This is a genomic window from Peptoniphilus duerdenii ATCC BAA-1640 (genome assembly GCF_000146345.1).
GTDB classification, from domain to species: domain Bacteria; phylum Bacillota; class Clostridia; order Tissierellales; family Peptoniphilaceae; genus Peptoniphilus_B; species Peptoniphilus_B duerdenii.
The window spans coordinates 1,986,635-1,999,529 of sequence record NZ_GL397071.1; the positions used below are offsets into that span (position 1 = coordinate 1,986,635).

Sequence of the window (12,895 nt, forward strand, 5' to 3'; positions counted from 1 at the left end):
TTTACACGTCCAAGAATTTCTTAGTTGAGAAAAGTGAACCTAGGTAGCCTACACATACTCCTATTGCCAAGAACATAATAAATATGTCTATGTTTATAAATTTAGGATTTAGTATAAATAGGTCCATTTTCATCAGTTCAATCATAAACTTATCGTAAATTATTCCATATCCCTTGTAGATTGCAAAGTAGGATATGCAAGCTCCAAATACTCCAAAGAGACATCCTTCTATTAGGAATGGTCCTCTTATATATGAGTTGGTTGCTCCAAGGTACTTCATGATGGAGATTTCTCTTTTTCTATTGGATACTGCAATTTTAATGGTGTTGTTTATAATTACCACAGATACAAATACTAGGATGGATACTATTCCAAGACCTAGGATTTTGATTCCTCTTTCCACACTTAGCATCTTATTTATGATGTCTCCGTGGAAATTGTAGGATTCTATTCCATCTTCATCCTTTATATCATCTATTATGGTTTCAGATTCTTCTAATGAATCCATGACTACCACAAGGGATGCAGGGAATACATTTCTCTTTAGAGAGTCAAGGACATAGCCCTTACCTTCTAATGATTCCCTGTACTGTTCCTTTGCTTCTTCCTTAGAAACATAGGAAATATTCTTTACATTTTCATGTTCAGCTATTTCTGAAATCAGTTCATTTATTCTGTCTTCTTTAATATCATCATTTAAATAAAATATAACCTTGTCTATCTTGCCTGTGGTTTGGTATACCAATGAGTTTACATTTAACACAGAAAGAAATACCATTCCAAATAGGATTAGCATCGCCGCTATGGATACGGTAGAAGCTATAGCCATGGCTTTATTTCTCCACATTCCTTTGAATGCGTCCTTTAGTACGTTTATAAATTGTCTAAACTTCTTCATAGTAACCTCCACTTTCTATATCTGAGATTACTCTACCTTCGTTAAGTGTGATTACACGCTTCTTCATACTGTCTACGATTTGTTGAGCGTGGGTCGCCATTATTATAGTGGTGCCTTGTTTATTTATATTTTCAAGGGTCTTCATAATTTCAAAGGCTGTTTCAATGTCCAAGTTTCCTGTAGGTTCGTCACAAACAAGGATTGGAGCTTCGTTTACAATCGCTCTTGCTATTGAAACTCTTTGGGATTCTCCACCAGATAGTTCGTCTGGTTTTGAATGTTCTTTGCCAGAAAGACCGACTAATTCAACCGCTCTTGTTACTTTTTCTTTGATATTTTTCTTTGAATATCCCCTTATCTCTAAAGCATAGGCAACATTTTCGTACACTGTCTTATTAGGAATAAGTCTAAAGTCTTGGAAAACTACAGAAATTCCCCTGCGTAATTCAGGAATTTTAGATTTTCTAAGCTTAGTTATATCTTTTCCATCTATTAAAATTTTCCCTCTTGACGCTTGAAGTTCTCTGATAAGAAGCTTGATCATGGTGGATTTTCCTGCTCCGGAAGATCCAACTAAGAATACAAAGTCTCCCTCAGGTATATTCAAGTTTATATTTTGTAGGGCTAATGATCCATTCGGATACTCTTTAAATACATTTTCAAATACTATCATAAATTCTCCTCACTAAACATTATATAGTAAATTGCCGATTTTGTTTAGTTTTATTTTAAAAACTATGATTTGACAATAGTTTCGGTTTATTATATCAATCTTTTGACACAAAAGAAAACACCCGCCTAGGCAGGTGCTCTTATAAATTTTTTAATGATAATTTTTTTGTTTAGTTTAATTTTGGTTTTAATGCTCTAAGGGCGTTTAGTACCGCAAGTAGTGCTACCCCAACATCGGCGAAGACTCCAAGCCAGATGGATGCATGACCAAGTCCTGCAAGTCCAAGTACTAGAACCTTGACTGCAAATGCCAAAATTATATTTTGATTTACAATATTTACAGTGTTTCTAGAAATCTTAATTCCGTCTATTATCTTATTTAAATTATCTTTTAAGATAACTATGTCTGAAGCTTCAACAGCTATATCTGAACCGCTCATTCCCATCGAAATCCCAATGTCTGACACTGCGATAACAGGACTGTCATTTACTCCGTCGCCAACGAAGGAGATAAGTTTCTTTTCTCTTTCCTTGATCTTTATAAGTTCTGCTACCTTATCTTCCGGAAGTAATCCTCCAACTGCATGGTCGATTCCCACTTCTTTTGCAACATTTTCTGTCACTGTCACTTCATCTCCAGATAACATGTAGGTTTTGATATTATTCTTCTTTAGAGAGTTTATAAAATCTTTTGCTTCTGGTTTTATAATATCTGAAACTGTAATTTCGCCGATTAATTTTTTGTCATAGCTTACAAAAATATTTGTGCCTTCTACTTCTTCTGCATCGACGATCTTACTATTTCCTACTAACACTTCTTTGCCATGAAGGATGTACTTTATTCCCTTTCCAGGCACTTCTTCAAAATCAACCACGTCGTTAATATTTATTTTATTTTTACTCTTTCTTACAATTGCCTTTGCGATTGGATGGTTACTTGACATTTCACCAGCTGCAGCAATCTCTAGCACATCTTCTTCACTAAATCCTTCATAGGATTTTATATTTGAAACTTCAAACACACCTTTTGTGATGGTGCCTGTCTTATCAAATACGAATATTCCTACATCTTTAAGAGCTTCCAAATAGTTTCCGCCTTTTACAAAGACACCGTTTTTGGATGCAGCACCGATTCCTCCAAATATTCCAAGAGGAACAGAAATTATAAAGGCACATGGGCATGAAATAACTAGAAATACGCAGGCTCTATACACAGCTTCTCTAAGTTCAATCTTAAATAGGCTCGGTCCAAATACAACTAAAAGTAGCGCGATTGCACATACCACTGGAGTGTAGACCTTTGCAAATTTTGTAATCTTTCTTTCAACATTTGCCTTTCTTTGACTGGCGTTTTCTACCATGTCTATGATCTTTGCAATTGCTCCATCGGAGTATTCCTTAGTAACTCTAAGCTTTATTGCGTGGGATTTATTAATAGATCCACTCTTTAGTTCTTCTCCCACCACTGCTTTAATCGGCACAGATTCACCAGTTAAGATAGAAGTATCTAAGTAGGATTCTCCTTCTATAATTTCACCATCAAGGGGCACTTTTTCTCCCGGCTTAACTAGAATTATTTGACCAACCTTTACATCTTCTGGTTTGTAGGTAATTAAAATTCCCTTGTCGTCCAAAACATTTGCAAATTCTGGTTTGATTTCCAATGCGGATTTAATATTTTTTCTAGAATTATCAAGGGCGATATCTTGTAGAAGTTCTCCAACTGAATAGAATAACATAACCGCTACTGCTTCTGGATATTCTCCAATGGCTATCGCTGAAAATGTCGCAATCATCATTAGAAATTGTTCGTCGAAAATCTGTCCCTTTAAAATATTTTTAAAGGCAGAGAATACTACTTCATATCCCACTGCTACATATAGGGCTAAGTAGACAATCTTTTTAACATTTAAATTGTAATCTACAAAATGATTTACGATTAACATCAGTAGAACAAAACTGTAAATAATTATATTTTTTTTGAAGTCTTCTTTTTCATCGTCTTCTTCATCATTTTTTTGAGAATTATTATCTGCTAGTAAAACTTCAATTCCATCTTCGAATTTATTTACAGAGTCCTCTATCTTTTTATGCAAATCTTCTATTTTTTCATGCTCTACATAGAGCATCTCATTTATAAGATCGTAATTAACATCATTGATGCCGTCGTACTTTTTTATATCGTCGACGATCTTTGCGCTACAGTTAGGGCAATTTAATCCCTTTAAATAAAATTTCGTCTTCATAAGTCCTCCTCGTAAGTAATATTATATGAATACTTGTTCATGTATTTATATATACATTATCTATTTTTATTCCCCTTCTGTCAATAGATTTTTTAAAAATCTTAAAGGAATTTATAAAAATTATTTTCTATCTCTTTTGGAATTAAATATTATACATGTTACAATTTATAAAAGGTATAAATAAGATGAAGAGGTGTAATATGAGTGTTAATTTTGGAAACAAACTACTTGGCTTTGGTATGATGAGACTTCCAAAGATAGTAACAGGAGAAAAAGAAGAAATTTTATACGACAAGGTTTGTGAAATGGTGGATTATTTCTTAGAAAATGGATTTAACTACTTCGACACAGCCCACGGATACCACAAAACTTTTTCAGAAGTTGCTGTGAAGAAATGTCTTTCATCTAGACATAGCAGGGATAAATATATTCTGACCAATAAACTTACTGCTATGTACTTCGAAAAGAAGGAAGACATAGAGCCTTTATTTATGAATCAACTTGAAGCTTGCGGTGTGGAATATTTCGACAATTATTTAATCCACTCTGTGAGCAAAAATAATTACGGAAAATATATGGACTGTGAAGCCTTTGAAGTGGTTAAATCCCTAAAGGAAAGAGGATTTATAAAACATATTGGAATGTCCTTTCACGATAGTGCAGAACTTCTTGATAAGATTTTAAGTGAACATGAAGAGATCGAGATGGTGCAAATTCAATTTAACTATATAGACTTTGACGACAAAATCGTACAGTCCAAGGCTTGCTACGATGTGTGCAGAAAACATAATAAGGAAATAATTATTATGGAGCCTGTCAAAGGCGGAAAACTCGCAAACCTACCTAAAGACGCTAGAAAAATATTAGAAGATCTAAACGGTGGTTCTATGGCAAGCTATGCAATTAGATTTGCAGCTTCCTTCGAAGGAGTAAAGATGGTTCTCTCCGGCATGTCAAGCCTCGATGAAATGAAGGACAACTTATCCTACATGAAGGATTTCAAAAAAATAAATGATAAAGAGAGAAAAGCAATAGATAGAGTTGTAGAAATTTTAAATTCTATCGATTTAATTCCTTGTACAACTTGCGAATACTGTCTCGAAGGATGTCCTCAAAACATTCGTATTCCAAGTATGATTTCCATTCTAAACCAAAAGAAGATGTATGAAACAGCAAACTTCGAACATAATTATGACTTGGCGACGAGAACAAATGGCAAAGCATCTGAATGTATAGAATGCGGTCACTGCGAATCAGTCTGTCCTCAACACATTGAAATCATAGATGCTCTTAAAGATGTGGTAGAAAAGATAGAAAATCAAATTTAAAAAATGATGGTAGTTGGAAAATCCGACTACCATTTTTTATTTGTAATATAAAGAAAAGTTTAATTCCTAGAATAACTAGAAAAGATAGAATAGAAAATATTTTTTTGATATACTATTATTGATGATAAATATTATTTAAAGAAAGAAGGAGACAAATGAATTTTAAAATTGAAAGTGGAAAAGGAGTAGAATTAGTCCTAGTTCCAGAAAATTTTGAAGGTTTAAACGTATGCGACGAAACTCTCGGATACCTAAAGGAATCTTTTAGTCCAAAACTTGGAAATATTTTAACCATCCTAGGACCTGGCAAAAGAGAAAGAGTATTCGTAGGAATTGGAAAAGAAAGTAATCTTGACCACCTAAGGCGCGCAATCTTCGCAGGAACCAAAAAAATTATCGAAATCAAAAAAGATATGAAGTTTTCTCTTAAAAAAGTTTCATCTTTTGAAAAGGAAGATGTGCTTAAAGTGCTAGTTGAAGGCGCTCTACAAGCCACTTACAAATTCGATAAATATCTAAAGAAAGATGAAGACGAAAGAGAAACTACAGTATTTATAGAAGGTGCTGAAGGACTTGAAAATTTAGTCGAAGAATATAAAAATGTACTAGAAGGCGTATTCGTAACTAGAGACCTTGTAAACACACCAGCAAACGACATGTACCCAGAAGTACTTGCAAACTTCGCAAAAGAAGATCTAGGAAATCTAGGAGTAAATGTAAAAGTTCTAGGAAAATCTGAAATTGAAGCACTAAACATGGAAGCATTCCTACAAGTTGCAAGAGGATCAGACAAAGAACCTAAATTTATAATTATGGAATACCTTCCAGTTGCAGATGAAAAACCAATCATGCTAGTAGGAAAAGGACTTACCTATGACGCAGGTGGATACGCAATTAAACCTGCAGGCTCAATGGCAAGTATGAAATCAGACATGGGTGGATCAGCAGCAGTAATAGGAGCTATCCATGCCCTAGCAAAAAATAAAGTTAAGAAAAACGTAGTTGGAATTGTTGCAGCTTGCGAAAACCTAATCTCTGGTGACGCATATAAAAACGGAGATATCATCGGTTCAATGAAAGGTCTAACAATCGAAGTTGTAAACACTGATGCAGAAGGAAGACTAACCCTTGCAGACGCACTTTACTATGCAGCTACTAAGTACGACGGAAAAGTTATAGTTGATTTAGCTACACTTACAGGAGCATGTATCGTTGGACTAGGAATGTACACCACAGGATCAGTTTCAAACTGTGACGAAAACTATAATAAGATTGCTAAAGCTTTCGAAAAATCCGGAGAATTAGTATGGAGATGGCCAACCTTTGAAGTTCATAGAGAAGCAGTAAAGGGAACTATTTCTGACCTATTAAACTCTGTTTCAGGTGGCGGCGGATCAATCACCGCAGGATTATTCTTAGAAAACTTCGTAGAAGAAAGACCATGGGTTCACCTAGACATAGCAGGTCCAGCATTTGGCGACTCACAAAAAGGCTACCTACCAAAAGGAGCAACAGGAGTACCAGTTAAATCACTTTACGAATTTGTAAAGAATTATTAATTAAATAAATCAAAAATTATCGGCAGAAGGATTTCCCTCTGCCGACTTTTACAAAAAAAATTAAATATTATGGAAGAAATAATAATTGAAAATAATCTAAAACTCATTTCATATTTTCCAAATCAAGAAATTACTCTGAAATGGTATCAAGATTTAGATGTTTGCAAACAAGTTGATAACATAGATATTCCTTATACAATAGAAAGATTAGATGCGATGTATGACTATCTTTCTTCTAATGGCGATTGTTACTACATTGAATTTAATAATACCCTAGTAGGCGATGTGTCTATTTTTAATGATAATGAAATTGCTATTGTTATCTCAAAAGAATTTCAAAATCAGCACATTGGTAGAAAATGTATTAATCAAATGATATTACTAGCCAAAGCAAAAGGTATAAAAGAATTAAAAGCAACCATATTTTCTTTTAATACACAAAGTAAAAAGATGTTTGAAGCTGCTGGTTTTAAACAAGTAGGTAAAGAATTGTATATATACAAAATTTAAAAATATAAATTAGTTTTTATTGGCTATAATATCTGTTGGGGAGTAAAACACCAACAGATATTTTTATGTAAAAATTTTATTGTCATTTGGATAGATTATTTAAAAGTATTATATTTTCATATCTCAAATTTATATTCGTAAAAATTACATACTTTTGACATTCGCCATATTTTAAAAAGCTATGCAAGAATTTTAATCTTTGATAACATATACTTGAAAGAAAGAACTAAGTCATGATTTTTAGAATTCGAGGTACTTATGGAAGTTAAAAAAATTAAAGTGAATAAAAAGAAAAATATTGCCCTTGTTGCCCATGACCACAAGAAAAAAGAACTTTTGGATTGGGTAAAAAAGCATGAAGAAAAACTGAGAGGTCACAATTTTATTGGAACTGGCACAACTGCTACACTAATCTCTCGCGAGACTTCCCTGGATGTAAAGAAGCTTGTCTCTGGTCCTCTTGGTGGCGATTTGCAGCTTGGAGCAAAAATTTCTGATTTGGAAATTGATATTTTAGTTTTCTTCTGGGATCCACTTGAGGCGCAACCTCATGACCCAGATGTCAAGGCTCTCCTTAGAATTGCAACCCTATATAACATCGCTATGGCAACTTCTCCTACTACTGGCGACTATATTTTATCTTCACCTATGTTTAACGAGGAATATGAAGTTGAGATTTTAGACAATGAATATTCTGTGGAACATAGAATTTTAAAAAATAAATTTGATTAATCTTTTATATTTTAAAGGCGGCTGGAGGTCGCCTTTTTTGAGATAAATTTTAACATCAAAAAAAGCGGTCTAAGCCGCTTTTATTTTTATATTAAATTACAGCTACTATTACTCCGCCAACATTTGCATAGGTGGATGTAAGTCCATTTGCTGTGAAGTAATGATAGTTTTTAAAATTATACATTTCTTCTAGTTTTTCTCTTAAAAATTCGGATCTATCTTCTGATCCAACTCCTACTGTGATGATCAGTCTTTCTCCTAAATCATCGAACATTTCTCCAATATTTTTAGCTAAATTTACAAGAGATTTTTTAAATCCTCTATTGATTTGAAAAACTTCGATTTCACCATTTACTCCGTGCATAATTGGTCTAATGTTTAGTGCGCCTGCCATGATGCCTGTAACTTTTCCCATTCTTCCATTCTTAACTAAGTTATCAAACTTATCTAGTATAAAGAATGTTTTCATGCTATCTCTTAGATTTTCTATCTTCTCAACAATTTCTTCAAATGTTAATCCTTCTCTAAGTTCTACTAGTTTTAAAAATAGTGCAATCTCTCCTGCTCCAGCTGCTAAAGAATCAATAACATGTACTTTTATATTTTTATTCTCTTCTTCTACCATTTGTTTTGCAACCATCGCTGAGTTATAAGATCCAGATAGTTTGCTTGTAATTGTGATTACAAATACCTCGTCTGTATTTCTTGAAAGGATTGCTTCTTTATATTCAAGAGGCGATGGACAGGATGTAACGACTCCTTTTTTAGATGCTTGCATATTAGTCAAGAATGATTCTAAATCAAGATTTTCATCGTCTACATATTCTTTTGATTCTATAGTCATTTTAAATGGTACGACTGCAACATTATATTTTTCAATAATTTCTCTTGTAAGGTCGCAACATGAATCTACTACTATTCCTACCATATTTCCTCCTAACTGAGTTTGCTTTCAATAAGCTTTTTCAAATCTCTCGCATACTCTCCTATTACTTCTGTGTCTTTTCCTTCAATCATAACTCTTATTACAGGTTCTGTACCAGAGGTCCTTATGACTACTCTTCCTTCCCCTTCTAATTTTTCTTCGATTTCTTTAATCTTTGCTACGATTTCAGAATCTTCTTCGTACTTGTACTTGAGTTCATTTCTAACTCTTGCATTTTCTAAAACTTGTGGATATGAAACCATAAGGTCGTTTAACTCTGATAGTTTCATGTTCATATTTTTCATAGCTTCAAGTAGGAATAATCCTGTGCCAAGTCCATCTCCTGTGGTGTTGTAATCTAAAAATATTACGTGACCAGATTGTTCTCCACCTAGGACTCCATCTCTTTTTCTGAGTTCTTCTAAGATATATCTATCTCCAACCTTGGTGGTTATTAGCTGTGCACCTATGGTTTCTAAGTATCTTGCAAGTCCGATGTTTGTCATTACTGTTCCAACTACAATATTATTTTTAAGTCCCTTTGTATTTTTAAGATAGGTTGCACAGATTGCAAGGATATGGTCTCCGTCGATTTCACGACCGAGCTCATCGACAGCGATTATTCTGTCCGCATCTCCGTCGAAAGAAAATCCAACGTCAAGTCCATTTTCTTTTACCAGATTTTTTATAAGTTCAGGATTGGTTGAGCCGCAAGATTTATTTATATTGGTTCCATCCGGACTGTCATTTATAATTATAACTTCTGCATTTAAATCTTCTAGCACTTCTTTTGCAATTTTGTATAGGGCTCCATTTCCAGCATCGATTCCAATTCTTAGTCCCTTTAGATCGAAATCATGACAAGATTTTAAGTATTCTTTGTATTTTTCTCTAGCATCTGTGTGGATTACCTTTCCGATTTCGTCGAAAGGAAGAGTTTTGTAAAGAGCTACGTCTGAATGTATAAGCTCTTCGATTCTATCTTCAACTTCATCACTTAGTTTGTAGCCTTCGTGACTGAAAAATTTAATTCCATTGTATTCAAATGGATTGTGAGATGCGGATATAACTATACCGAAATCATAATCTCCATTTCTAGTTAAATAGGCTATTGCCGGTGTAGGTTCAACTCCTACAAGTTCAACATCGTAACCTATGCTCATAAGAGCAGACGCAACCGCACATTCCAAAAGATTTCCAGAAAGTCTAGTGTCCCTTCCGATTATAACTCTTCTAAATGTACTTTCATTTCCAAGCACATATCCCGCTGCTTTTCCTATATCATATGCCAATTCTGGAGTTAGGTATTCATTTGCAATACCTCTTACTCCGTCTGTTCCAAATAGTCTAGCCATTGTAATTCCTTTCTACTATCTGTCTTAGTTTTTCGTTTGTATTTATTTCAGGGTCATCGAGCACCATTTCTGTCAAATCATTTAAAATCTTTTTAAATTCTGGTCCCGGTGTAAAACCCATTTCAATTAAATCTGACCCACTGATGTTTAAAAATTTTGGTTTCGAAGTCGGCTCCTTTAGAAGCTCTTCTACCCTATCTCTTCTCGTGTAAATATCATCAGCAGAACGAGATTTCATAGTGCCAAGTCTATCAGCAACCATAAGGTCGTAGAGATCTAAAATATTTTCGTTTCCTACTTTTCTGATCTGTCTTCTAAGCGCCCTATCTGTCATGACACTTTGAAAAGTCATGTGATTTTCAATAAGTATGACTACCTTTTTTATAATTTCATTTGAAAACTTAAATCTTCTAAGCACTTCTTTTGCAATTTTGCTGCTCTCTATTTCATGGCCGAAGTAGTGAGCCACTCCATCATCTCCCATAGAAAATGTAGCAGGCTTACCAATATCGTGTAAAAGTGCTGCAAGTCTAACCTCTAAAACCTCTGGAGAATATCCAACCACATTTAAAATATGATCATAGAGATTGTTCTCGTGATACTTAGAATTCTGATCGTAATCGTAGGTTTGTAGGATTTCCGGAAGTATAATATCAAAAATATGTAGCTTCCTTAAAAGATTCATACCCTTTTTTACATTTTTATCAAGTAAAATCTTTACAAATTCATCGCGAATTCTTTCGAAAGATATATTTTTAAGTAGATTTACATTTGAAATTATAGCAGATTCTAAACTTGCCTCAATTTCAAAATCATACTTTGTGGCAAATCTCACTGCCCGAAGAATTCTTAAGGCATCCTCTTTTATCCTTATATTCGCATCTCCTATTGGACGAATAATTTTATTTTTTAAATCTCGAAGTCCGCCAACGTAGTCGATAAATTCTCCGTTGTAGAGTATAGCGTTTATAGTAAAATCTCTTCTCTTTAAATCTTCTTTTACATCCTTAGAAAAAATAACTTCCTCCGGCTTTCTAAAATTTTTATATTCACCATCGAGTCTAAAAGGAGTAATGTCCACAGAATAATTTTCTGTAAGAGCAAGCACCGTTCCAAGAGATCCACCTATATCAATGGTGGTGTACATCTTAAGAGTCTTCCTTATTTCATCTGGAGTTGCCAAGGTTGTGATGTCATAATCATGGATACTGTATCCGAGAATCATATCCCTAACCGCCCCACCAACGAAGTAGGATTCATAGTGACTATTTAAAATATTAAAAAGATTCATAAGTTCATCAGAAATTATATTTTCCATGATTATATTATAACACAATGATTATCACTAGTTAATTTATAAAAGTAATGAGAATAAGAAGCAAAAAATAATTATAAAATTCTTTTAATTTAAAATTTTGCAATAAAAAACACACTGAAATGAAGTGTGCTAAAAATTATTCTATAAACTTAAATATGTTTCTAAATGATTTTTTTAACTTTTCAATATCTGAATCATTCAAATTGTAAATTTTATTTCCTAATATTCTTTCTGTAGAAACTTCCCTTAATTTATTTATACGTACAAAAGCTTTCTCATATGATGGATTCTGCTGATAGTCTCTACAATTTATTGTAAATCCTCCACGATATTTTTTCCCTGATTTTTTACTTGTAATTGGTGCAACTAAAATTGTACTATCTCCATAAGAAAAATCTGAAAGTATAACTGCGTAATGTTTCCCTTTTAGTTCACCACCAATGTTGTTTTTAAAATCTATTAAATAAACATCAAATAATTGAAATTTCACTATTATCTCCTAAAAAAAATTAAGCAGGCTTAAAGCCTGCCTACAATGTCCTTAACGAATAAGGCTCTTTCCTCTTATGAGTACCTTGTCCTTAACGAATAAGGCTTTCGGTAAATAAATTATAACACTTTATACAAAGATATACAAGTTTATGTTGTTTTGACTCCATTAATTCTTAACATAATTATATCTTGTTTTATAAATTTTAAAAGTAAAATATTTATGATACAATATACATAATAGGAGGTTTTTATGAAAAGAAAATTATTTATTATACTTCTAATACTTCCTCTTCTTTTAGTAGGTTGCAAGAAGAATAAAACTACTAAACTTCCAGTAGAAAATCAAAACACAAAGACTACTGAAGTTACAAATAACAAAGAAGGCGAAGATAAAACGGATCAAGAAGGAACTACAAACACTGAAAACGGAGAAAATCCTGATGGTACAGATTCAGAAAATACTGAAGGCGAAGAAGGTACTGCTCCAGAAGCTACTCCAAAAGCTTATAACAAAGAATTTTTAAAGAGCCTTTGCGATGACTCTTCTTATATTTCTCGTATAAGAGTTAATCAAGATTCAGCTGAAGGATATACTGCAAGCTTCGTCGTAGACTACAAGGGTGATCTTTCTCAAGTTGAGATGACCATTCCAAAGACTCTTAAATCCGGAAGAGAATACATCATCTTCTACAAAGACGACGAAAACGGCAAGATTGTACCTGCTAGATCAGAAGATTCTTTCATCGAAATCATGTCAAGCGAAGACAAGAGTCTAAACTATGTAGAAAATAGATACAAGAGAGAAGAAAAACAAGCAGAAACAACTATAGAAGATACTACAAACGACAAGAATTGAGGTC

The 12,895-nt window shown here is 33.4% G+C and carries 12 protein-coding genes; 5 read left to right on the forward strand and 7 right to left on the reverse strand.

Annotated elements, in window-relative coordinates; all coding sequences use genetic code 11:
- Nucleotide 1 precedes the first annotated feature (1 nt).
- The 3 genes from ftsX to HMPREF9225_RS08970 form a co-directional block, all read right to left on the reverse strand.
- Nucleotides 2–898: a permease-like cell division protein FtsX gene (ftsX, locus tag HMPREF9225_RS08960; RefSeq protein ID WP_008902629.1), complete on the reverse strand. Its 897-nt coding sequence runs from the start codon at nt 896–898 to the stop codon at nt 2–4.
- Nucleotides 885–1,571, reverse strand: coding sequence for a cell division ATP-binding protein FtsE (gene ftsE, locus HMPREF9225_RS08965; protein ID WP_008902630.1), 687 nt, complete (start codon nt 1,569–1,571; stop codon nt 885–887). Before ftsE ends, ftsX begins: the two co-directional genes overlap by 14 nt.
- A 169-nt stretch (nt 1,572–1,740) precedes the next feature.
- The gene (locus tag HMPREF9225_RS08970) at nt 1,741–3,816 is read right to left on the reverse strand and encodes a heavy metal translocating P-type ATPase (RefSeq protein ID WP_008902631.1); all 2,076 of its coding nucleotides are present in this window, start codon (nt 3,814–3,816) and stop codon (nt 1,741–1,743) included.
- Nucleotides 3,817–4,016: 200 nt separating this feature from the next.
- Here HMPREF9225_RS08970 and HMPREF9225_RS08975 point away from each other — a divergent pair, with 200 nt between their 5' ends.
- From HMPREF9225_RS08975 to HMPREF9225_RS08990, 4 genes are all read left to right on the forward strand, one after another.
- Entirely contained in the window at nt 4,017–5,144 is a 1,128-nt protein-coding gene (locus HMPREF9225_RS08975; RefSeq protein ID WP_040551486.1) for an aldo/keto reductase, read from the forward strand.
- Nucleotides 5,145–5,299: 155 nt separating this feature from the next.
- A complete protein-coding gene (locus HMPREF9225_RS08980) occupies nt 5,300–6,703 on the forward strand; it encodes a leucyl aminopeptidase (protein WP_008902633.1) in 1,404 nt (467 codons plus the stop codon).
- Between the two features lie 69 nt (nt 6,704–6,772).
- Nucleotides 6,773–7,213: a GNAT family N-acetyltransferase gene (locus HMPREF9225_RS08985; protein ID WP_008902634.1), complete on the forward strand. Its 441-nt coding sequence runs from the start codon at nt 6,773–6,775 to the stop codon at nt 7,211–7,213.
- 258 nt (nt 7,214–7,471) lie between these two features.
- Entirely contained in the window at nt 7,472–7,945 is a 474-nt protein-coding gene (locus tag HMPREF9225_RS08990; protein WP_008902635.1) for a methylglyoxal synthase, read from the forward strand.
- A 91-nt stretch (nt 7,946–8,036) separates the two neighbouring features.
- On the opposite strand, the gene HMPREF9225_RS08995 is transcribed toward HMPREF9225_RS08990, so the two are convergent.
- The 4 genes from HMPREF9225_RS08995 to HMPREF9225_RS09010 form a co-directional block, all read right to left on the reverse strand.
- On the reverse strand, nt 8,037–8,873 hold the full coding sequence (locus tag HMPREF9225_RS08995) for a DegV family protein (protein ID WP_008902636.1): 837 nt from the start codon (nt 8,871–8,873) through the stop codon (nt 8,037–8,039).
- 8 nt (nt 8,874–8,881) lie between these two features.
- Nucleotides 8,882–10,225 (reverse strand): phosphoglucosamine mutase, encoded by a 1,344-nt coding sequence (glmM, locus tag HMPREF9225_RS09000; RefSeq protein ID WP_008902637.1) that lies wholly within the window; start codon nt 10,223–10,225, stop codon nt 8,882–8,884.
- A complete protein-coding gene (locus HMPREF9225_RS09005; RefSeq protein ID WP_211203948.1) occupies nt 10,218–11,561 on the reverse strand; it encodes a CCA tRNA nucleotidyltransferase in 1,344 nt (447 codons plus the stop codon). The genes glmM and HMPREF9225_RS09005 overlap by 8 nt, the downstream gene beginning before the upstream one ends.
- A gap of 118 nt (nt 11,562–11,679) precedes the next feature.
- Entirely contained in the window at nt 11,680–12,033 is a 354-nt protein-coding gene (locus tag HMPREF9225_RS09010) for a type II toxin-antitoxin system PemK/MazF family toxin (RefSeq protein ID WP_008902639.1), read from the reverse strand.
- A gap of 252 nt (nt 12,034–12,285) precedes the next feature.
- On the opposite strand from HMPREF9225_RS09010, the gene HMPREF9225_RS09900 reads away from it, so the two are divergent.
- On the forward strand, nt 12,286–12,891 hold the full coding sequence (locus HMPREF9225_RS09900) for a hypothetical protein (RefSeq protein ID WP_008902640.1): 606 nt from the start codon (nt 12,286–12,288) through the stop codon (nt 12,889–12,891).
- Nucleotides 12,892–12,895: the final 4 nt, after the last annotated feature.